26 protein-coding genes and 1 pseudogene are annotated in these 19,799 nt (G+C 40.5%); 23 read left to right on the top strand and 4 right to left on the bottom strand.

Annotated elements, in window-relative coordinates:
* The 15 genes from secY to rpsI all read left to right on the top strand — a co-directional run bounded on the left by secY (position 1) and on the right by rpsI (position 10,157).
* Positions 1-1,293 (top strand): preprotein translocase subunit SecY, encoded by a 1,293-nt coding sequence (secY, locus tag R0K30_RS14735; protein ID WP_034323198.1) that lies wholly within the window; start codon positions 1-3, stop codon positions 1,291-1,293.
* Positions 1,294-1,348: 55 nt separating this feature from the next.
* Positions 1,349-2,002, top strand: coding sequence for an adenylate kinase (locus R0K30_RS14730; RefSeq protein ID WP_099728185.1), 654 nt, complete (start codon positions 1,349-1,351; stop codon positions 2,000-2,002).
* Complete coding sequence (gene map / locus R0K30_RS14725; protein ID WP_007496338.1) at positions 1,999-2,745, top strand: type I methionyl aminopeptidase; 747 nt, start codon at positions 1,999-2,001, stop codon at positions 2,743-2,745. Before R0K30_RS14730 ends, map begins: the two co-directional genes overlap by 4 nt.
* Positions 2,746-3,057: 312 nt before the next feature.
* Positions 3,058-3,276: a translation initiation factor IF-1 gene (gene infA, locus R0K30_RS14720; RefSeq protein WP_003178377.1), complete on the top strand. Its 219-nt coding sequence runs from the start codon at positions 3,058-3,060 to the stop codon at positions 3,274-3,276.
* A gap of 31 nt (positions 3,277-3,307) precedes the next feature.
* Positions 3,308-3,421 (top strand): 50S ribosomal protein L36, encoded by a 114-nt coding sequence (gene rpmJ, locus R0K30_RS14715; protein ID WP_003156543.1) that lies wholly within the window; start codon positions 3,308-3,310, stop codon positions 3,419-3,421.
* 21 nt (positions 3,422-3,442) lie between these two features.
* A complete protein-coding gene (rpsM, locus tag R0K30_RS14710) occupies positions 3,443-3,808 on the top strand; it encodes a 30S ribosomal protein S13 (protein ID WP_003217023.1) in 366 nt (121 codons plus the stop codon).
* Positions 3,809-3,828: 20 nt separating this feature from the next.
* Complete coding sequence (rpsK, locus tag R0K30_RS14705) at positions 3,829-4,224, top strand: 30S ribosomal protein S11 (RefSeq protein WP_008356548.1); 396 nt, start codon at positions 3,829-3,831, stop codon at positions 4,222-4,224.
* A 175-nt stretch (positions 4,225-4,399) separates the two neighbouring features.
* Positions 4,400-5,344 (top strand): DNA-directed RNA polymerase subunit alpha, encoded by a 945-nt coding sequence (locus R0K30_RS14700; RefSeq protein WP_034323191.1) that lies wholly within the window; start codon positions 4,400-4,402, stop codon positions 5,342-5,344.
* Positions 5,345-5,419: 75 nt separating this feature from the next.
* Positions 5,420-5,782, top strand: a complete 363-nt coding sequence (rplQ, locus tag R0K30_RS14695) for a 50S ribosomal protein L17 (RefSeq protein WP_003216944.1) — start codon at positions 5,420-5,422, stop codon at positions 5,780-5,782.
* A 124-nt stretch (positions 5,783-5,906) separates the two neighbouring features.
* A complete protein-coding gene (locus tag R0K30_RS14690) occupies positions 5,907-6,749 on the top strand; it encodes an energy-coupling factor ABC transporter ATP-binding protein (protein WP_256499217.1) in 843 nt (280 codons plus the stop codon).
* Positions 6,725-7,594, top strand: a complete 870-nt coding sequence (locus R0K30_RS14685) for an energy-coupling factor ABC transporter ATP-binding protein (protein ID WP_099728184.1) — start codon at positions 6,725-6,727, stop codon at positions 7,592-7,594. Before R0K30_RS14690 ends, R0K30_RS14685 begins: the two co-directional genes overlap by 25 nt.
* Complete coding sequence (locus tag R0K30_RS14680; RefSeq protein WP_099728183.1) at positions 7,591-8,388, top strand: energy-coupling factor transporter transmembrane component T family protein; 798 nt, start codon at positions 7,591-7,593, stop codon at positions 8,386-8,388. Before R0K30_RS14685 ends, R0K30_RS14680 begins: the two co-directional genes overlap by 4 nt.
* An 11-nt stretch (positions 8,389-8,399) precedes the next feature.
* Positions 8,400-9,143, top strand: coding sequence for a tRNA pseudouridine(38-40) synthase TruA (gene truA, locus R0K30_RS14675; RefSeq protein ID WP_249705081.1), 744 nt, complete (start codon positions 8,400-8,402; stop codon positions 9,141-9,143).
* 163 nt (positions 9,144-9,306) lie between these two features.
* Positions 9,307-9,744: a 50S ribosomal protein L13 gene (rplM, locus tag R0K30_RS14670; protein ID WP_099728181.1), complete on the top strand. Its 438-nt coding sequence runs from the start codon at positions 9,307-9,309 to the stop codon at positions 9,742-9,744.
* Positions 9,745-9,764: 20 nt separating this feature from the next.
* On the top strand, positions 9,765-10,157 hold the full coding sequence (gene rpsI / locus R0K30_RS14665) for a 30S ribosomal protein S9 (protein WP_034283876.1): 393 nt from the start codon (positions 9,765-9,767) through the stop codon (positions 10,155-10,157).
* A gap of 89 nt (positions 10,158-10,246) precedes the next feature.
* On the opposite strand, the gene R0K30_RS14660 is transcribed toward rpsI, so the two are convergent.
* From R0K30_RS14660 to R0K30_RS14650, 3 genes are all read right to left on the bottom strand, one after another.
* Entirely contained in the window at positions 10,247-11,371 is a 1,125-nt protein-coding gene (locus R0K30_RS14660) for a tyrosine-type recombinase/integrase (RefSeq protein WP_410611452.1), read from the bottom strand.
* A gap of 40 nt (positions 11,372-11,411) precedes the next feature.
* Complete coding sequence (locus R0K30_RS14655; RefSeq protein WP_410611449.1) at positions 11,412-11,819, bottom strand: ImmA/IrrE family metallo-endopeptidase; 408 nt, start codon at positions 11,817-11,819, stop codon at positions 11,412-11,414.
* A 70-nt stretch (positions 11,820-11,889) separates the two neighbouring features.
* Positions 11,890-12,213: a helix-turn-helix domain-containing protein gene (locus tag R0K30_RS14650; RefSeq protein ID WP_410611447.1), complete on the bottom strand. Its 324-nt coding sequence runs from the start codon at positions 12,211-12,213 to the stop codon at positions 11,890-11,892.
* A 266-nt stretch (positions 12,214-12,479) separates the two neighbouring features.
* Here R0K30_RS14650 and R0K30_RS14645 point away from each other — a divergent pair, with 266 nt between their 5' ends.
* The 3 genes from R0K30_RS14645 (at position 12,480) to R0K30_RS14635 (ending at position 13,916) form a co-directional block, all read left to right on the top strand.
* Complete coding sequence (locus R0K30_RS14645; RefSeq protein ID WP_099679376.1) at positions 12,480-12,668, top strand: helix-turn-helix domain-containing protein; 189 nt, start codon at positions 12,480-12,482, stop codon at positions 12,666-12,668.
* A 3-nt stretch (positions 12,669-12,671) separates the two neighbouring features.
* Positions 12,672-12,941 carry a group-specific protein gene (locus R0K30_RS14640; RefSeq protein ID WP_268453923.1) on the top strand — a complete coding sequence of 90 codons (270 nt, stop codon included), beginning with the start codon at positions 12,672-12,674 and terminating at the stop codon, positions 12,939-12,941.
* Between the two features lie 327 nt (positions 12,942-13,268).
* Positions 13,269-13,916: a Rha family transcriptional regulator gene (locus R0K30_RS14635; protein WP_410611444.1), complete on the top strand. Its 648-nt coding sequence runs from the start codon at positions 13,269-13,271 to the stop codon at positions 13,914-13,916.
* 480 nt (positions 13,917-14,396) lie between these two features.
* Here the strand turns inward: R0K30_RS14635 and R0K30_RS14630 are convergent, their stop codons facing one another.
* On the bottom strand, positions 14,397-14,687 hold the full coding sequence (locus R0K30_RS14630; RefSeq protein ID WP_410611442.1) for a hypothetical protein: 291 nt from the start codon (positions 14,685-14,687) through the stop codon (positions 14,397-14,399).
* Positions 14,688-14,869: 182 nt separating this feature from the next.
* Here R0K30_RS14630 and R0K30_RS14625 point away from each other — a divergent pair, with 182 nt between their 5' ends.
* From R0K30_RS14625 to R0K30_RS14605, 5 genes and pseudogenes are all read left to right on the top strand, one after another.
* The gene (locus R0K30_RS14625) at positions 14,870-15,145 is read left to right on the top strand and encodes a YqaH family protein (protein WP_410611440.1); all 276 of its coding nucleotides are present in this window, start codon (positions 14,870-14,872) and stop codon (positions 15,143-15,145) included.
* 192 nt (positions 15,146-15,337) lie between these two features.
* Positions 15,338-15,886 (top strand): host-nuclease inhibitor Gam family protein, encoded by a 549-nt coding sequence (locus R0K30_RS14620; RefSeq protein WP_113387298.1) that lies wholly within the window; start codon positions 15,338-15,340, stop codon positions 15,884-15,886.
* A 3-nt stretch (positions 15,887-15,889) separates the two neighbouring features.
* Positions 15,890-16,822 (top strand): AAA family ATPase, encoded by a 933-nt coding sequence (locus R0K30_RS14615; RefSeq protein WP_410611438.1) that lies wholly within the window; start codon positions 15,890-15,892, stop codon positions 16,820-16,822.
* Complete coding sequence (locus R0K30_RS14610) at positions 16,822-17,259, top strand: DUF669 domain-containing protein (RefSeq protein ID WP_410611436.1); 438 nt, start codon at positions 16,822-16,824, stop codon at positions 17,257-17,259. Before R0K30_RS14615 ends, R0K30_RS14610 begins: the two co-directional genes overlap by 1 nt.
* Positions 17,260-17,319: 60 nt before the next feature.
* Positions 17,320-19,745 (top strand): annotated as a pseudogene (locus tag R0K30_RS14605) (phage/plasmid primase, P4 family).
* Positions 19,746-19,799 lie beyond the last annotated feature (54 nt).

The following is a 19,799-nucleotide window of genomic DNA, read 5'->3' as shown; positions in this document are numbered from 1 at the left end:
TTGTTTAAGACAATCTCCAATTTTATGCGCGTGAAAGATATACGGAATAAGATTATATTCACACTTTTAATGTTAGTCGTCTTTCGTATAGGTGCTTTCATCCCTGTGCCTAATGTGAACGCCGAAGTTCTCCAGGCACAGGATCAAATGAGTGTTTTCGGGATCCTCAATACATTTGGGGGCGGGGCACTTTTCCAATTCTCCATTCTTGCAATGGGGATTATGCCGTATATCACTGCTTCGATCATCATCCAGCTCTTGCAGATGGATGTTGTTCCGAAGTTTACTGAGTGGTCAAAGCAAGGAGAGGTTGGCCGCCGAAAATTAGCACAATTCACAAGGTATTTTACAATTGTTCTAGGATTTATCCAGGCGCTAGGAATGTCATATGGATTCAACAATATGGCAGGAGGCATGCTGATTGAAAACCCTGGTGTGTCAACGTATCTCTTAATTGCGGTCGTACTCACTGCGGGAACAGCATTTTTAATGTGGCTGGGTGAGCAGATTACTGCTCATGGTGTTGGTAACGGTATATCGATTATTATCTTTTCCGGTATCATCGCAGGTATCCCTCAAACATTAAAACAAGTGTACGCTCAGCAGTTTGTAGGTGGAGATGGACAGCTGTTCATGCAAATCCTTAAAATTGCCCTTATTGTGATTGCCATTCTTATCATTGTTATAGGTGTTATTTACATTCAAATGGCAGTGAGAAAGATTGCAATTCAATATTCAAAAGGAACTGGCCGTGCACAAATGTCTGCTAGTCAAGCAACGCATCTTCCATTGAAAGTGAATCCAGCAGGGGTGATTCCAGTCATCTTTGCCGTTTCGTTCATTATTACTCCGCAGACGGTCGCATCGTTCTTCGGAACTAATAATGTCACAACTTGGATAACCAACAACTTTGACTATACTAAGCCAATCGGTATGACGATTTATGTAGCACTGATTGTTGCTTTCACATATTTTTATGCCTTTGTCCAAGTAAATCCTGAACAAATGGCTGAAAATCTGCAAAAGCAGGGTGGCTATATCCCGGGAGTTCGTCCAGGGAAAATGACTCAAGATAGAATTACGAGTATTTTGTACCGACTCACGTTTGTGGGCGCCATTTTCTTAGCCGTGATTTCAATACTTCCTATCTTTTTCATTCAATTCGCTGGATTACCTTCCGCTGCACAAATTGGCGGCACAAGTCTTCTCATTGTTGTCGGTGTTGCACTTGAAACAATGAAACAGCTTGAAAGCCAATTAGTGAAACGAAACTACCGTGGATTTATGAAATAAAACAGAGGGCTGGGCTCCTGCCCAACCTCTCTAAGTAAGGAAGGGGAAATCCGAAATGAACTTAGTCTTAATGGGGCTTCCGGGTGCTGGTAAAGGCACTCAGGCAGAACGAATTGTTGATGATTATGGGATCCCTCATATCTCAACAGGAGATATGTTCCGCGCTGCTATGAAAGAGGAGACACAACTTGGGCTCGAAGCAAAATCCTTTATCGATAAAGGAGAGCTTGTTCCTGATGAGGTCACAATCGGTATTGTTAGAGAAAGACTTGGCAAGAATGATTGTGAGCAAGGTTTTCTTCTGGACGGATTTCCGCGAACAGTCGCTCAGGCTGAAGCTTTAGAAGAAATTCTAAAGGACCTTGGCAGAACGATTGATTATGTCATTAATATAAAAGTCGATAAAGATGCTTTGATGGAGCGTCTGACTGGCCGAAGAATTTGCAAAAATTGCGGAGCAACATATCATTTAGTATTCAATCCGCCTGCGAAAGAAAATGTTTGCGACAAGTGTGGAGGCGAGCTTTATCAACGTGCAGATGATAATGCAGAAACCGTTTCGACTAGACTTGAAGTAAACTTAAAGCAGACTGAACCTTTACTGAACTTCTATTCAGAAAAAGGATATCTTGTAAACATTGATGGAGCGAAGCACATTAACGATGTATACGCAGATATCAAGGAACTGCTTGGGGGATTAAATAAATGATTATCTGTAAAACTCCTCGCGAGCTTGAGATTATGAGAGAAGCTGGACGCATTGTCGCACTGACTCATGAAGAGCTGAAGAAACACATAAAACCAGGTATTTCGACAAAAGAATTGGATCAAATTGCCGAACGTTTTATTACAAAGCAGGGTGCAATCCCATCTTTTAAAGGGTATAATGGTTTTCGCGGGAGCATTTGCGTTTCGGTGAATGAAGAACTCGTTCACGGTATTCCTGGTAAACGGGTTTTACGTGATGGAGACATCATTAGTATCGATATCGGCGCAAAGTTAAATGGCTATCATGGTGACTCTGCTTGGACTTATCCAGTTGGGGTAATCAGTGATGAAGACCGCAAACTACTGGAAGTCACAGAGGAATCTCTATATAAAGGCTTACAGGAAGCAAAGCCAGGTGAACGTCTGTCGAACATTTCCCATGCCATACAAACGTATGTTGAAGGTGAGAATTTCTCAGTTGTTAGAGAATATGTTGGACATGGGGTCGGACAGGATCTTCATGAGGACCCTCAAATTCCTCATTATGGTCCGCCCAACAAAGGCCCACGGCTAAAACCTGGAATGGTGTTGGCCATCGAACCGATGGTGAACGCAGGCAGCCGATATGTGAAAACACTGGCTGATAACTGGACGGTTGTAACGGTTGATGGGAAAAAGTGTGCTCACTTTGAGCATACGATTGCGATTACAGATACAGGTTTTGATATACTGACTAAGATTTAGGTCTTCACTGAAGCCTTTCAGGCCCAAATCGGGCAGGTTGTCTGTATAGTCCAAGGAAAGAACAAGATCAGTATACAGTTGTCATCGACAGGTTCGATGGCTGCCATGTACTAATCGCAGACGGAGAAAAAGCGTAAATTTCATTCTCCTAAGAAAAAAATATCAATCATTTAACCTTTTATGATTGCGTATCTCCGGAAGTTCAGAACAGTATATTCAAAACAGGTCGGGTGATAGATGGACATTGAGTTGATCTCATTTGGACATTTATCAGAGAGCAAGTTACTGATTTGAAGAAGGGAGAACACTTGAATGGCGAAAGACGATGTAATTGAAGTGGAAGGTACTGTAGTTGAAACTTTGCCAAATGCAATGTTCAAAGTTGAACTAGAGAATGGTCATACAGTTTTGGCTCATGTATCAGGAAAAATCCGTATGCACTTCATTCGCATTTTACCTGGAGACAAAGTTACGGTAGAATTATCTCCATATGACTTAACTCGTGGTAGAATTACGTACCGTTACAAATAAAGCAACTCCGGAAGAAGGAGGTTGGAAACACATGAAAGTGAGACCATCTGTTAAACCTATCTGTGAAAAATGTAAAGTGATTCGCAGAAAAGGAAAAGTAATGGTGATCTGTGAAAACCCAAAACATAAACAAAAACAAGGCTAATAACAAGGAGGTGCCCAAATCATGGCTCGTATTGCTGGTGTAGATATTCCACGTGATAAGCGTGTTGTCATTTCTTTAACATATGTTTTTGGAATTGGTCGTACGACTGCTCAACAAGTCCTTAAAGAAGCAGGTGTTTCTGAAGACACTCGCGTTCGCGATCTAACTGAAGACGAACTTGGTAAAATCCGTGATATCATTGACAAACTTAAAGTAGAAGGTGACCTTCGTCGTGAAGTTTCACTTAACATTAAGCGTCTAATTGAAATCGGAAGCTACCGCGGAATCCGTCATCGCAGAGGACTTCCTGTTCGTGGACAAAACACAAAAAACAACGCGCGCACTCGTAAAGGTCCGCGTCGTACTGTAGCTAACAAGAAAAAATAAGTAAAGGAGGTAGTTAAAGAATGGCTGCTGCTCGTAAATCAAATACGCGTAAACGTCGCGTGAAAAAGAATATTGAAGCTGGAATCGCTCATATCCGTTCCACTTTCAACAACACGATTGTAACGATTACTGATGTTCATGGAAACGCAATTTCTTGGTCAAGTGCTGGTGCATTAGGATTCAGAGGTTCTCGTAAATCTACTCCTTTCGCTGCACAAATGGCTGCTGAAACTGCTGCTAAAGGTTCTATCGAACATGGTCTTAAAACACTTGAAGTAACTGTTAAAGGTCCTGGTTCTGGTCGTGAAGCTGCAATTCGTGCGCTTCAAGCTGCAGGTCTTGAAGTTACTGCAATCAGAGACGTAACTCCAGTTCCTCATAACGGATGCCGTCCACCAAAACGTCGCCGCGTGTAATTTGTTTGTATAGATTTTGTGTCCCTGTCAATAATGGGTTATGATACAGTTATTTATGAGACCAATACACGACTCGTTGCCTGAGCACATACGGGACTAAACAATGAGGAATTTCGGATGGAATCTCATATGATTCTATTCGAGGTTTCGACGTTTTGAAGGAGGGTTTTATTAGATGATCGAAATTGAAAAACCAAAAATCGAAACGGTTGAAATCAGCGACGATGCCAAGTATGGCAAGTTTGTCGTAGAGCCACTTGAGCGTGGATATGGTACCACTTTAGGGAACTCCCTTCGTCGTATCCTTTTATCCTCACTTCCTGGTGCAGCTGTAACATCGATCCAGATAGATGGTGTCTTACACGAATTCTCAACGATCGAAGGCGTGGTTGAAGATGTTACAACGATTATCTTAAACATTAAAAAGCTTGCACTCAAAATCTACTCTGAAGAAGAGAAGACGCTTGAAATTGATGTACAAGATGAAGGTACTGTAACAGCTGCTGATATTACACACGACAGCGATATTGAAATCTTAAATCCAGATCTTCACATCGCAACTCTTGGCAAGAATGCGAGCTTCCGTGTTCGCTTAACTGCACAAAGAGGTCGCGGGTATAGTCCTGCTGATACAAACAAAAGAGACGATCAGCCAATCGGTGTGATTCCGATCGACTCAATCTATACACCTGTATCTCGTGTGACTTATCAAGTGGAGAACACCCGTGTTGGGCAAATCACAAACTATGATAAACTAACACTAGATGTATGGACTGATGGAAGCACGGGACCGAAAGAAGCGATCGCTCTAGGTTCTAAGATTTTAACTGAACACCTTAATATTTTCGTTGGGTTAACTGACGAAGCTCAGCATGCAGAAATTATGGTTGAGAAAGAAGAAGACCAAAAAGAAAAAGTGCTTGAAATGACAATTGAAGAGCTTGATCTTTCTGTTCGTTCTTACAACTGTTTGAAGCGTGCGGGTATTAACACTGTTCAAGAGCTTGCTAACAAGACAGAAGAGGATATGATGAAAGTTCGTAACCTTGGACGTAAATCTCTTGAAGAAGTGAAAGCGAAACTAGAAGAACTTGGACTGGGTCTTCGTAAAGACGATTGACTAGTTTCATTGTGAACTAGGATTTTCGTGTGTTTTTTATTCATACAGCATCTCTAATTAAGGAGGGGACATCACATGGCATACAGAAAGCTAGGACGCACTAGTGCACAACGTAAAGCAATGCTTCGTGACCTAACGACTGATTTGATCATCAACGAACGCATAGAAACAACTGAAACACGTGCGAAAGAACTTCGCTCTGTAGTTGAAAAAATGATCACTCTTGGCAAACGCGGAGATCTTCATGCTCGCCGTCAAGCTGCAGCTTACATTCGTAACGAAGTAGCTAACGCTGAAACAAACCAAGATGCACTTCAAAAATTGTTCGCTGACGTTGCAACTCGCTACGAAGATCGCCAAGGTGGATACACTCGTATCATGAAGCTTGGACCTCGTCGCGGCGATGGCGCACCAATGGCTGTCATTGAATTAGTTTAATCATATAGCGTGTATCTAAGAAAGGGCGGGACAGTTCATAACTGGATCTATGCCCTTTTTTAGATACTACGGCTTTTTAGCAATAAGCAAAGAAGAGGTTGAGCTGAGAGGAGGTCCGGTAGAGATGGGGAAGACATTAATTGACGTAAAGGACATTGTATTTCGTTATCACAAAGATGCGGACAAGCCCGCTTTAGATCAAGTGTCATTGCATGTGAATCAAAATGAATGGCTCGCCATTGTTGGTCATAACGGTTCAGGTAAATCCACACTTGCCCGTGTGCTGAATGGGCTCATTTTACCGGATGCTGGAACGGTCAAAGTTGGTGAGATTGAGCTAAAAGAAGAGAGTGTTTGGGATATTCGCAAAAAGGTCGGAATGGTCTTTCAAAACCCAGATAACCAATTCGTTGGCTCGACGGTTCGTGATGATGTGGCTTTTGGTTTAGAAAATAATGGGGTTGAGCGGGAATTGATGATAGAACGTGTAGATTGGGCTGTCAAACAGGTCAATATGCTGGAGTTTCTTGATCAAGAGCCGCACCATCTATCAGGCGGGCAAAAGCAGAGAGTCGCCATTGCAGGTGTGCTTGCCGCAAGCCCTGACATCATGATCTTGGATGAAGCAACATCAATGCTTGATCCGATTGGCCGGGAAGAAGTGTTAGAGACTGTTAGACTGCTGAAGGAACAAGGAACGGTCACAGTCATTTCCATCACACATGATTTAGACGAGGCTGCGAAGGCAGATCGCGTCATTGTGCTGAATGGTGGGAAGAAATTTGCCGAGGGAACACCAGAAGAAGTATTTGAACTAGATGAACAGCTGGTTCAAATTGGACTTGATCTTCCATTTTCCTACCGGTTAAGCAAGCAATTGAAGCAGCAAGGTGTGCCGCTTGCAAATGCCCATTTGACACAAGAAGGATTGGTGAAAGAGCTATGGACATTACGATCAAAGAATTAGAGCATCGTTATCAAATGAAAACGCCGTTTGAGCGTCTCGCTTTGTATGATGTCAATGCTTCCATCAAAGAGGGCAGCTATGTCGCTGTCATTGGTCATACGGGCTCTGGCAAATCCACATTGCTGCAGCACTTAAATGGATTACTCAAACCGACAAAAGGAAGCATTGCACTTGGAGATACAGTCTTACAAGCCAACAAAAAGCAGAAGGATTTGAAATCCCTCCGGAAAAAAGTAGGCATCGTGTTCCAGTTTCCTGAGCATCAGCTCTTTGAGGAGACCATCCTTAAGGATATCTGCTTTGGTCCGATGAATTTCGGCGTTCCTCAGGAGAAGGCAGAAGCGAAGGCGAAGGAGATGCTGAAGCTTGTAGGCCTTTCTGAATCCTTATTATCTCGATCACCCTTTGAATTAAGCGGCGGTCAAATGAGACGTGTGGCGATTGCGGGTGTTCTAGCGATGGAGCCAGAAGTGCTTGTACTTGATGAGCCGACTGCAGGGTTAGATCCACGCGGACGGAAAGAAATCATGGACATGTTTTATGAGCTTCATCAGAAAGCAAATCTCACCACGATTTTGGTTACACACAGTATGGAGGATGCAGCCCATTATGCGGATCAAATGATTGTGATGCATAAAGGAACAGTGAAGGCGACAGGTACGCCGAGAGAATTGTTTGCCAATCGTACAGACATGTCTTCTTTTGGTCTCGACCTCCCAGAAACGATTAAATTCCAGCAGGCTGTAGAAGAAAAGCTGGGCATCACGTTTCCAAGGCCGCTTCTGACCATGGATGAAATGACAGAAGCCTTAACAGCTTTTTATCAGGAGGACACGACATCATGATGGATAGTATGATTATCGGCAAATATGTGCCAGGTTCATCCTTTGTCCATCGTCTTGATCCAAGGACAAAGCTGTTATCAATTTTCTTTTTCGTTTTTATTGTCTTTTTTGCTAATAACTACATCACTTACGGGCTTTTAGGTGTTTTTACGATCCTTGTGGTGATGGTTTCACAGGTGCCGCTTTACTTTATTCTCAAGGGAATGAAGCCGATCCTATGGATTGTCCTGTTTACCTTTATTCTGCATATTTTCATGACAAAGGATGGCGCCTTGCTATTTCACTTTGGTTTTCTGAATATTTATGAAGAGGGTTTAAAGCAGGGGATCTTCATTTCACTGCGTTTTGTGTATCTTATTATGATGACGACACTTCTTACGTTAACCACAACGCCAATAGAAGTGACGGACGGTATGGAGAAGCTGCTGCATCCGTTCCGTAAAATCAAACTGCCTGTTCATGAGCTTGCCCTCATGATGTCCATCTCTCTTCGATTTATTCCGACTTTACTAGAAGAGACAGACAAAATCATGAAAGCACAAATGGCAAGAGGTGTTGATTTTACAAGCGGGCCTCTAAAGGATCGTTTGAAAGCGATCGTTCCTTTGCTTGTCCCGCTTTTCGTCAGTGCGTTTAAGCGTGCGGAGGAATTGGCGACCGCTATGGAAGCGAGAGGCTACCGCGGGGGAGAAGGGCGCACGAAATACCGCCAGCTTGTCTGGGGCATGAAAGACACGTTTACGATGCTTCTATTCATCTTGTTAACGGCACTTCTTGTACTTTTGAGAAATTAGGTGATTCCTAGATGAAGGTAAAATGTACCGTATCATACGATGGAACACATTTTAAAGGCTATCAGGTGCAGCCTGGGCAGCGAACCGTTCAGACGGAGATTGAGTCAGCTCTTGCAAGAATGCATAAACAGGAGGAATTGCTTCCGATTGTGGCTTCCGGTCGTACAGACAGCGGTGTCCATGCCATGGGGCAGGTCATCCACTTCGACACCCCGCTCTCGATCCCGATGGAGAGATGGCCTTTTGCCCTCAACAGCTTGCTGCCTGATGATATCCGTGTTCTAAAGGCTGAGAAAGTGGATGAGTCGTTTCATGCACGGTTTCATGTCGTTTCGAAGGAGTACCGTTATAAGGTCTCTACTGAAACGCATCAAAATGTGTTCACGAGACAATACGCCTGCCACTATCCTTACCGGCTGGATGTCGAAAAAATGAAAGAAGCTGCTGGACACTTGATTGGCACACATGACTTCACAAGCTTTTGTGCGGCCAATACGGAGGTTCAGGACAAGGTGAGGGATATTTACACCCTCGAGTGGGAAAACGTCTCAGACGGGCTTGAAATGCGTGTGAGAGGAAATGGCTTTTTATACAACATGGTGCGGATTATCGCTGGAACGTTACTTGAAATCGGATCTGGTAAATTTCACCCTGAGGAGATCAAAGCCATGCTTGCCGCCCGAAATCGCGAAGCGGCAGGCAAGACTGCGCCTAGTCACGGACTGTATTTATGGGAAGTTTTCTATGACAACTAAACCAGGTGTAACATGTTCTTGACACAGGAAGCAGAAAGTTATAAGATATCATATGGTATGTATTTCAACCCCACAAATAAGCCCCGGAAACTTATTGTGTTTTGAAATAGAACGTAGCATTTGATTCAAGGAAAAATCATTGATTTATTTAGGAGGGAAACTCATGCGTACAACACCAATGGCGAACGCAAGCACAATTGAGCGCAAATGGCTAGTTGTTGATGCGGCAGGCAAGACTCTAGGTCGTCTTTCTACTGAAGTAGCATCACTTTTGCGCGGTAAGCACAAACCAACTTATACACCACACGTTGATACAGGTGATCACGTCATCATCATCAACGCTGAGAAAATCGAATTAACAGGTAAGAAATTGACGGACAAAATTTACTACCGTCACACGATGCACCCAGGTGGTTTGAAACAAAGAACTGCTCTTGAGATGCGTACAAACTACCCTGAAAAAATGTTGGAGCTTGCTATCAAAGGTATGCTTCCAAAGGGTCCACTAGGTCGTCAAATGTTCAAAAAATTAAATGTGTACCGTGGTGCTGAGCATCCACATCAAGCACAACAACCTGAAGTTTACGAACTTCGCGGTTAATTATAAGGGAGGTTAACAATTTGGCACAGGTTCAATATTACGGTACAGGTCGTCGTAAAAGTTCTGTAGCGCGCGTTCGCTTAGTTCCAGGTGAAGGCCGTATCGTCGTTAATAATCGTGAAATTACTGAATACATTCCATTCGCTGCTTTAATCGAAGACGTGAAACAGCCTTTGAACATCACAGAAACAGCTAACAGCTACGATGTTCTTGTAAATGTTCACGGTGGTGGATTCTCTGGTCAAGCTGGAGCAATTCGTCACGGTATCTCTCGTGCTCTTCTAGAAGTAGATCCTGAGTACCGTACACCACTTAAACGTGCTGGACTTCTTACTCGTGACCCTCGTATGAAAGAGCGTAAGAAATACGGTCTTAAAGGCGCACGTAGAGCTCCTCAGTTCTCAAAACGTTAATATATCAGCGATCCAAGGCTCTTTTCACATTTGTGGAAAGGGTCTTTTTGTTGTTTGGAATTAAAGAACACCCACAAAACACCCACTTTTTAAATGTCGATATATGATTGAAACAGCTCTGCTGTCCTTTCCTTAACCGTTTTGGTTACGTGCGTGTATATATTCATTGTTGTTTTAATATCACGATGGCCGAGACGAACTTGTACTTCTTTTACTGTTGCGCCAGCTTCAAATAATATCGAAGCGTGCGTGTGTCTAAATCCATGTACCGTGATGGGGTGTAGATTATGAGTTTTAATAAAGCTTTCCAATTTATCATTAGGGTATGCGAGACGCAAAGGACGCTTATCTTCCCTTGTAAGCACGTTTTTTATGTCTAGGGTATCATTACTATTCAGAACCTGTTTTTGTTGCTGTATACGCCATTTTTTTAATATATCAACGGTTTTCGTGTCGATATGTATTGTTCTAGTTTGATATGTCTTAGCTTTTTGAATTATTTGCTTGTCCTCTTTAAAAAACAATGTTTTAGAAATAAATATAGTACATTCGTCAAAATCTATGTCATCCCACTCTAATGATAAAAGCTCTCCTTTTCTCATCCCTGTATAGATTAACAAATGGAACATTACATAATCCTGTTCGTTTAAGGTTATTTTTGCTAAGTTAAAAAAGTTTTTGATTTCCTGCTTGGTCCAAAAATTTCTTTTGGGTTCTTCCACTAAAAAATCAGCCTCTTTTTTAGGGATGATTACATGTTCCATTGGATTTTTAGCTATGTAGTCCATACGTACGGCATATTTGAAAATTTGATTTGCTTGTATTTTTACATCATTAACTGAATCAATTTGTTCTGCAATTTCATCAATCATTTTTTGACAATATTCTTTTGTAATGTTTTGAATTTTTAAATGACCGAATCTAGGAAGTATGTGTTTGTTAAATTTTGATTTTAGAGAGTACTGGGTGCTTGGTTTTAATGTTTTGGAGTGAGAGGTCCACCAGTTATCAAACACCTGTTTGAATGTGATTGAATTATTTGTAATAAAAGTGCCGGTACCAATTTCTTGCTCTACCTTAGCCGCTGCCAGTTGAGCAGCTTTTTTTGTTGGAAAGCCCCGCTTTGATTTTTCTTTGAATTTTCTGGATATTGGGTCTTTTATTCTTATGCGATATTCCCATGATCCGTTAGAGTGTTTTCTGAAACTGGCCATCTTTTTCCTCCTTTTTAGAAACGTATGTTTGGTTTTTAGATTAAAAAGAATTGTCAAACCACTCTATTACACCAAGTGGTTCAAAACAAATGGTGTATTCACCATAGTTAACAGTAGCGCCGTATTTTTCTTTGTAGCGTTTAATAGCGTTATCTAAAAATTCTTCTGTAATCTCAAGGTACTGAGCAAGCTCATACCTATTTCTTATAGTTTCTTTGTGGGCTTGAACAATTTTGGACAAAGGTACTAGCTTTTCGTAAGCCCACGTTCTCGCGATTTTTTCTTGTCTTCGCTTTTCAATTGTATCTTGTTCTAATATATCCCCACTAGAAGTATAATAATGGCCTAGTTCTTCAGCAAGGACACATGCCTTTTCACAAGAGGTATCCATGTTTTTATTAATTAAAATAACATTTTTTGAGTATAACCCTTTAAGTCTAAGAGGCATATATTTTCATATGTGTCTATTCCAAGAAAAGAAGCCTCTGTTAGTAATGCTTCGTACATTACATCTACTCCTATTGTTTTCTTTTTAAACGAACAAATTCTTTAAAACGTTCGATTTCCCTTAGTTCTTCTTCTGCCCAATCTTCTCCATCGTGATGGGCGGCTATAGTATTAATGTCGTATTGACCTTGTATTTTTGAATCATCGGTACGGCCAAGTAGATAATCAACTGATACATCGAAGTAGTCGGCTACTTTTTTGAGTTTGTCACTAGAAGGGTTGTTCTGCTTCCATGAATAAATAGAGTTTTTTCCGAATCCTACATTTTCTTCTAGTTTAGAAAGGTTTATGCCCCGATCTTTGCAAAGTTTTTTTACTCTTTCAAACGTAATCATATCAACCATCCTTAATGGCTCATGAAAATAAATTAAAGAAATCTTTATTTTTTGTTTGACTTTTAAAGAAATCTTTAATAAGCTATGTTCATAAGCTACTTATTCAGCTTACTAGACACCACAAATAAAAGCCTAGGCTACGTCCCCCAACGTGTAAGGCTGTTTTGTAGGTTAATTTAGTTATGCCTATAATCTACAATATTCTTTAAAAGTTGTCAATGATAAGCTGAATATTTAGCTATAAATTTAAAAAAGGAGTGATTTGGATGAAATTGGATTTCGGAAAACAAGTAAAAACATGGTTAATACTGAATGATATGCAACAAAAAGACTTAGCGAAGATGTTGAATATTTCAAATGCATATCTCTCTGACATTTTACTTGGTAAGAGACAGGCCGAAAAAATCAGAGAAAAAATTGTGAAAATCCTTGACGTGATGGAGGAGGTCTCATAAAAAATGCTAACTGTCCAGGTTGATGAAAATGAAGTGAGACGAATTTGTATAGAAAAAATAGAAGAACAATTACAAACCGTTGAAAATGAGAAAGTTTTTTGGAATAGAAAAACGCTTCAAGAAAAAACAGATATGAGTTGGACTGAGATTTTAGATAAATTCTTTTATGATCCTCGTTGTCCAAAATATAAGGTTGGCTCTCGATGGAGATTTCCTGCTGAGGAAATGAAAAAATTTTTACTAACCTGGTTGGCTGAACAGCCAAGACATTAAGCCCTACTAAAAGAGAGAGGTGAGAAAAATGAAAATCAAGCCAAAAGAATGGTTGGCATTAAGTAAGGCGGAGCGTTTTATAAAAATTTATCAAGCCTTTGTGAAAACACAAATTTAGTCGGTACAAAATGGCTTTTTCCCGCTAAAGAATGCGAACAGTTTTTAATAAATTGGTTGAAAGAACAATCCAGGGGATAAACGAGAGTTTTGATTGGCTCAAATTTGAGCGCAACAAGAAAACTCAGTACACAGTGCGCTGAAATTTCAGCACACCTAATTCTAAAATCTCACTCGGAGATTTTCCTGAGTCAAAATAGGAGGAACAAAATGAATAACAATTTACAAGTAATTGAGCAGAATGGACAGCTTTTAGTAGACAGTCGAGAAGTGGCTGAAATGGTGGGGAAGAGACACACTGATTTACTTAGAAGTATTGATGGTTACGTAACAATCCTACTAAACGCAAAATTGCGTTCAGTGGAATTCTTCTTAGAAAGTACATATCAAGATTCTACTGGACGATCATTAAAGCATTTCTATCTAACACGTAAAGGCTGCGATATGGTCGCCAACAAAATGACAGGCGAGAAGGGCGTATTATTCACCGCTGCATATGTGACCCAATTCAACGAAATGGAACAGAGCCTACAAAACTTTTCTAATCTTAGCCCGCAGCTTCAACAAATGATTCGTCTTGAGCAAAAACAGAACGAAGCAGATCAGAGGATCGGCAAGCTAGAAAACAATCTAGGCATCAATGCTTTCCAACAAACGGTCATTCAAAAGCGAATCAACAAACGTGTGTATGAGCTTGTTGAGAGATATGGCGAAGATTCAGAAGGTAAACGCCGCATGTTCTCAAGCATTCACCGCAATTTTAGAGACGCTTTCGCAGTGCCGACATACAAGGATTTAAGAAAGCTAGACTTTGAGGAAGCTATTTCATGGATTGGCACGTGGAGACCGTTGATTTAATCGCATTGCTCAAAATTGCGCTATGTGAATTCTTCGCTCAGCTCAATTTTGAGCCCGGCACAAGTACCAAAATGACCGTCATAGTGTTCCGGTCTTGGAAAGAGTGAGTCATTTCAAATGACACCCTCACAGCGCAATTTTGCGCCGTCAAATGTTGATATAATCTCACAGCTCAAAAAATGAGCCGTCAAATTATGAAAAAGCTATGAGCTGATGTCATTTGAAACGATGGCAGATGACGTAACGATTTGTTACCCCATCGATAAACCGAATACTCATTCCCCAAACTTGGGGAGTGACAATAATGCGGAAAAATTGAGGTGAGAGTAATGCATGGAAAACAACAGAACAAAAAAAGCGATTGGTTATACAGACGTTTTGAAGTAACAAACCAAGAAACCTTGGCGGAAGCTGAGTCTTTGATCGAAAGAAAACAGATTGGTCACCAAGATTTAATGTTATTGTTGAAAACTTATAAAATCAGGAATACTTAACAATCATTTCATCTAAAACTGATTTTAATTCTTGTACTGACTTAATGTTTGCAACTGATTCGATAGGTTTTACAGTAGGTTTATTCATCCAAATCGAAACTGATACATTGAAAATTCGGTCTGCGTTGTCTATCTCGCCGATTTGAATTTCGTACCCATTTCCTAAGTCGCGGTAAATATTGTTCCATAGGTCAATACGTTTGATTTCATATTCTGAACCAAGGTCAGCAAGAACGGATTTGATTTTTACACCAGGCTTTTTAGTTTCAAATATCATTTGTTTCACCTCCTGTCTAATACAGGGGCGTTATACCAAAAAAGGAGAACGGAAATGTATAATCCATACGATTTTTACATTACACCGGAAGAATTTGCACAAGCCGAGGCAAACGGAATATGTAAGGATACCCTTATTGGGCGAATACCTATTTTCTTCCCGAAAAGAAAGGTGGTACAAACATGAATCTAAATAACTTTTTAAAAACTGATCGTGAAAAGGCTGAAAGACTTATTAAATCACTTCACTTTCTTGTTGATGAGTTACTAAGCGATGCTGTCACAGATCAAGATTTTGAAGGATGTATAGAAATTGCAGGGTCAATTGTTTCAAATTGCGAGGAGCTTAAACGAATGCATCATCCGGAACAAGTTGTGCAACTGCAAGAAGTCGCGACTCGATTATTGAGTAAAGGTCTTAATGTCTCAACTGCAAAGAGGCCAATATATGAATCTTGAGCATCCAGTCATTACTGAAATACTTCGCAATGGCTATCCGAAAGAGTATCAACAGTATGATCAAGATCATGGCGAGGACACCGAGGAAGAAGATGAATAAAAAAGCCCACACGGCGATGTGGACTTATAAAACAAAAAGCAACTTCATTTTAAATGGAAACATCAACAAAAGCAAATAAAGGAAGGTGCACTATGAATCCTTTACAGGACTTTGAACTTAATGAAATTAGTGAACAGCCAGGCAACCGTCCACAATTTGAGATTAATGATATGAACAGTCTAAATTGGGCTTTTCGTAAAATTGCTGCTCTCAAGGCGCAGGAAAAAGAAATCAAAGCACTGGCAGCTACAGAAAAGCAGCGTATTGAAGAATGGGAAAGCAATGAACTGAAACCGATTGAAGACAATCTAGTATTCTTTGAAAATTTGGTGGGTGTCTATCACACAAAGCAGCTGCAGGAAGACCCGAAGGCAAAAACTCTTTCAACGCCTTACGGGAAATCTAAAAGCCGAGCAATTAAAGAACAGCCTAAAGCAGTCGATGAAGCTCAACTTCTCGAGCATGTGAAAAAAGCTGGACTGAATGAACTAATCAAGGAAGACATTAAATGGGGCGACTTCAAAAAATCTTTATCTATTAAAGAAATAAACGGTAAGAAAGTGGTAATTGATGAAAACGGACAAGCCGTCCCAGGTGTAGAGGTAGAACCGGCTTCAATCAATTTTAAAGTGGAGGTATAAGCTATGTTTCAAGTAACAGACGCACAGCGACAAAAGGAAAAAGCAATTGTGGGATTTATAGGTCCGAGTGGTTCCGGTAAAACAGCCGGAGCGCTTCTTGTAGCTTACGGGATGATGCGGGAAGCATACCCAAAAGCAAGCGATAAGGAAATTTGGTCTAAGATCGGTGTCGTTGATACCGAGCACCGCCGAGCGAAATTATATTCTAATCTACAGTTTGATGAAATCCGAATCGGCAGCTTTAAGCACATTGATTTTACGCCGCCTTACACAACCGAACGTTATCAAATGGCCGTTGAAGCAATTAAGAACGCAGGGGCCGAGGTGGTTGTAATTGATTCACTTTCCCACAACTGGCAGGGGGAAGGCGGAATAGTTGAAACACATGGCAGCATGTCCGGCAACTCTTTTCAAAACTGGGGTAAACTTGCGCCGGAAACAACCAAGTTAATTAAAACATTGACACAAAATGATGTTCATATCCTGGCCACATTAAGAACAAAAACGGAATATGTAGTGGAGTCCGATAATAACGGGAAAATGGCCCCTCGTAAGGTTGGGACTAAGCCAGTTCAAAAAGATGAAATGGAATATGAATTTATGCTTAATTTCACCATTGACATTGATCATTTGGCTGAAACTTCTAAGGATAACACACGCATGTTTGAGGGTTCTTCCTTAAAGTTAAATCCCGAAGTTGGAAGTAAACTTTATCAATGGTTAGAGCTTGGCATTGATGTAAAAGCAGAGGAAGAAACTGAAAGGATCGGCTTAATTACTCATATTAAAACGTTGATCGAAGGTAACGAGCAGGCAGTTCGAATGATTGAGGAATTTCAGATCAAAGCCAATAAAAAACTTGATCAATGGAATATTAAACTGGCATCCGCCGCACTTGATAGATTACAAGTTTTAAAGACTAAGGAGGAAAAATAATGTTTACAGTAGACCACAGCAAAGGCGAATCATTTGAACCAATTAAACCAGGAGAATACGAGGTAACAGTCATCAATTTTGAAGAAAAAACAGCAGCATCGGGAAATAAGCGACTTGTGGTAGATTATGAAATTCGTTCAGATGTTGAACAGCCTTGTCAGGGACAGAAAATCTTATACGATAACTTCACGGTTACAGAGAACGCTATGTGGAGATTCCATCAAGCATCAAAAGCAGCAGGATTCCCTAACGGAATGCAATTCAAAGATCATATCGAATGGGCGAATGCATTTATTAATAAACCAGTCCGTCTAGTTGTGGGAGAAAGAGAGCACAACGGGAAAAAATATCCTGAAGTTAAAACATTTAAGCCATCCGAAGCATCAGTGCCTTCAGCTGACCCAATTAATATCAGTGACAACGATATACCTTTTTGATCATAGAAAACACAATTGAGGGAGTGGATAGCTCCCTCGTCTTTAAAGGGGAGTTATTACATGTACGAATTTAAAAACATACCGCAAGATCTCAAAAACGCCCCTCAATGGATATTATGGCGTTCCGAAGAACGTGACGGCAAGAAAACAAAAGTGCCTTATCAAATTGACGGCAGCATGGCCCAATCCAGTAATAAAAGAACGTGGTCGACTTTCCCAACAGTTTTGAAATTCTATAACGATCGTGATTATGACGGAATCGGCTTCATGTTTTCAAAAGATGATCAGTTCATCGGCATAGATATTGATCATTGTGTTGAGGATGGGGTTTTATCGCCATTTGCTCAAGAGATCGTAGAAAGCATTGGCAGCTATACCGAATTTTCACCAAGCGGTAAAGGTGTCCACATTATTACAAAAGGTAAGATTCCGTTACGGGGACAGGGCACAGGAAGAAAAAATCCTGAACTCGGATTAGAAGTATATCGCCACGGTCGTTATTTTACCTTTACCGGTAACAGTCTCGGAATAGGGGGAATTGAAGAACGATCGGACAAGCTCAAGGAGCTTTTTGATAAATATTTGAAGGACAAAAAAGAAGAAACGAAAACATCTAACCCACCTGTTGCTTCATCCCGTGATATGAACAATCTTTCTAATAAGGAAATATGGGAAAGGATGTTCAACAGCAAGAACGGGAATAGCATTCAAGATTTGTTTAATGGTCGTTTGATAAACGAGGATCATTCTGCCACAGATATGGCCCTGTGTAATCATTTGGCATTTTGGACCGATAAAGACACTTCAAAAATGGATTCAATGTTCCGTGAATCGGGCTTGTATCGCGAGAAATGGAATCGGCAACATTCATCCGATGGCGCTACATATGGAGAAATGACCATTGCCGCTGCCGTTTATTCTACTCATAAAACAATTTCTGATTTGATGGAAGAACATCAGGAGCAACCGTACGAGGTATATATTTCCCGTCCTCATAATTCTCAAGTTGAGGATACCGAAGAAATTATTGATACTCCGCCTGTGTTTCATTTAACCGAACTGGGTAATGCTGAACGTATTGCCTATTATCACGGAAAAAATATCCGGTATTGTAATGAGCTTGAATGGTTAATTTGGAACGGGAAGATGTGGGAGGAAGACAGCAAACGAAAGATTGAGGCTTTAACTGCTCAAACATTGCGTGCCATTTATGGTGAAGCGAAAGCAACGGAAGACGGGTACAAAAAAAAGCAGCTAAATGATTGGGCCAAAAAATGCGAGCGCCGTAATATTCGGATGAATACGATTTTAGATACTCGGCCGATGGTTGCTGTTAAAAAAGAAGAACTCGATTCTCATAAATATCTCTTTAATTGTGAAAATGGTGTGATTGATTTAAAGACAGGTGAAATATTGACACATGATCGGGATTTATTATTTACAAAAATTTCATCTGTAGCTTATCAAAAAGATGCTGATTGTCCAAATTGGAAAGCATTCATGGAGAGTATTTTCATAGATGAAAAAGGCCAACCCAACTATGAAATTATTAATTTTATGCAAAAGGCCATTGGCTATGCATTAACGGGTGATACGTCTGAACAAGTTATGTTCTTCCTGTTCGGAAATGGCCGTAATGGTAAATCAACTTTTATCAATACTGTTCAGCAATTACTGGGAGACTATGGACGCCAGACAAACAGTGACACTTTTATAAAAAAGAAAAATGATAACAGCATTAATAATGACATAGCCCGTCTTGATGGTGCACGCTTTGTGTCGGCTGTAGAGAGTGAAGAAGGCCAGCAACTTTCAGAATCATTAGTGAAGCAGATCACCGGTGGCGAAAAGATGTCCGCACGTTTCTTGCGCCAGGAGTATTTTGAGTTTACACCGGAATTTAAAGTGTTTTTTACGACAAACCATAAACCAATTGTAAAGGGAAGCGATGAGGGTATATGGCGACGCATTCGATTAGTTCCTTTTACGGTTACGATTCCGAAAGAAAAAGTAGATAAGAAGCTACCGCAGAAACTAGCTGCAGAAATGCCAGGTATTCTAAGATGGGCCGTTGAGGGTTGTTTGAAATGGCAGAAAGAAGGTCTCAAGGAACCGGAAGTTATTAGAAAAGCTACCGAAGGATACCGAGAGGATATGGACATTCTAGGTCCGTATATGGAAGAAAGATGCATCCAGCATCCGACCACAAAGGTAGAAGCAAAGGAGCTTTATAAGGATTACAAAGATTGGTGTTATGAAAATGACGAAATTGAGCTGAAGAACCGGGCATTTTATCGACAAATGGAAATCCGCGGCTTCAAAAAATATCGCGGAAATTATAACAAAAATTATTTTGATGGAATCGGTTTAATAAAAGAGAACCGAGATTTGCATAAACAATTAAATCTTTTTAAACAGGTCAGAGCCCATCGGATATAAAAAGTAACAAAAGTAACGTCACAAGCATCCAAAGAAAAAAGCTATAAATGTTGAAATAACAGGGATTTTAAGGGTTTTGTTAAAATATGGTGTTACTTTTG

This window comes from Bacillus sp. SIMBA_154 (assembly GCF_046536015.1).
Classification (GTDB): Bacteria; Bacillota; Bacilli; order Bacillales; family Bacillaceae; genus Bacillus; species Bacillus pumilus_P.
Note: the sequence above shows the minus strand (reverse complement) of the source record. Positions and strands in the feature narration are given on the sequence as shown.

Coding starts and splice junctions, on each gene's coding strand:
- R0K30_RS14730 (WP_099728185.1), top strand. CDS start 1,349: ATGAACTTAGTCTTAATGGGGCTTCCGGGTGCTGGTAAAGGCACTCAG.
- map (WP_007496338.1), top strand. CDS start 1,999: ATGATTATCTGTAAAACTCCTCGCGAGCTTGAGATTATGAGAGAAGCT.
- infA (WP_003178377.1), top strand. CDS start 3,058: ATGGCGAAAGACGATGTAATTGAAGTGGAAGGTACTGTAGTTGAAACT.
- rpmJ (WP_003156543.1), top strand. CDS start 3,308: ATGAAAGTGAGACCATCTGTTAAACCTATCTGTGAAAAATGTAAAGTG.
- rpsM (WP_003217023.1), top strand. CDS start 3,443: ATGGCTCGTATTGCTGGTGTAGATATTCCACGTGATAAGCGTGTTGTC.
- rpsK (WP_008356548.1), top strand. CDS start 3,829: ATGGCTGCTGCTCGTAAATCAAATACGCGTAAACGTCGCGTGAAAAAG.
- R0K30_RS14700 (WP_034323191.1), top strand. CDS start 4,400: ATGATCGAAATTGAAAAACCAAAAATCGAAACGGTTGAAATCAGCGAC.
- rplQ (WP_003216944.1), top strand. CDS start 5,420: ATGGCATACAGAAAGCTAGGACGCACTAGTGCACAACGTAAAGCAATG.
- R0K30_RS14690 (WP_256499217.1), top strand. CDS start 5,907: ATGGGGAAGACATTAATTGACGTAAAGGACATTGTATTTCGTTATCAC.
- R0K30_RS14685 (WP_099728184.1), top strand. CDS start 6,725: ATGGACATTACGATCAAAGAATTAGAGCATCGTTATCAAATGAAAACG.
- R0K30_RS14680 (WP_099728183.1), top strand. CDS start 7,591: ATGATGGATAGTATGATTATCGGCAAATATGTGCCAGGTTCATCCTTT.
- truA (WP_249705081.1), top strand. CDS start 8,400: ATGAAGGTAAAATGTACCGTATCATACGATGGAACACATTTTAAAGGC.
- rplM (WP_099728181.1), top strand. CDS start 9,307: ATGCGTACAACACCAATGGCGAACGCAAGCACAATTGAGCGCAAATGG.
- R0K30_RS14660 (WP_410611452.1), bottom strand. CDS start 11,371: ATGGCCAGTTTCAGAAAACACTCTAACGGATCATGGGAATATCGCATA.
- R0K30_RS14655 (WP_410611449.1), bottom strand. CDS start 11,819: ATGCCTCTTAGACTTAAAGGGTTATACTCAAAAAATGTTATTTTAATT.
- R0K30_RS14650 (WP_410611447.1), bottom strand. CDS start 12,213: ATGATTACGTTTGAAAGAGTAAAAAAACTTTGCAAAGATCGGGGCATA.
- R0K30_RS14645 (WP_099679376.1), top strand. CDS start 12,480: ATGAAATTGGATTTCGGAAAACAAGTAAAAACATGGTTAATACTGAAT.
- R0K30_RS14640 (WP_268453923.1), top strand. CDS start 12,672: ATGCTAACTGTCCAGGTTGATGAAAATGAAGTGAGACGAATTTGTATA.
- R0K30_RS14635 (WP_410611444.1), top strand. CDS start 13,269: ATGAATAACAATTTACAAGTAATTGAGCAGAATGGACAGCTTTTAGTA.
- R0K30_RS14630 (WP_410611442.1), bottom strand. CDS start 14,687: ATGATATTTGAAACTAAAAAGCCTGGTGTAAAAATCAAATCCGTTCTT.
- R0K30_RS14625 (WP_410611440.1), top strand. CDS start 14,870: ATGAATCTAAATAACTTTTTAAAAACTGATCGTGAAAAGGCTGAAAGA.
- R0K30_RS14620 (WP_113387298.1), top strand. CDS start 15,338: ATGAATCCTTTACAGGACTTTGAACTTAATGAAATTAGTGAACAGCCA.
- R0K30_RS14615 (WP_410611438.1), top strand. CDS start 15,890: ATGTTTCAAGTAACAGACGCACAGCGACAAAAGGAAAAAGCAATTGTG.
- R0K30_RS14610 (WP_410611436.1), top strand. CDS start 16,822: ATGTTTACAGTAGACCACAGCAAAGGCGAATCATTTGAACCAATTAAA.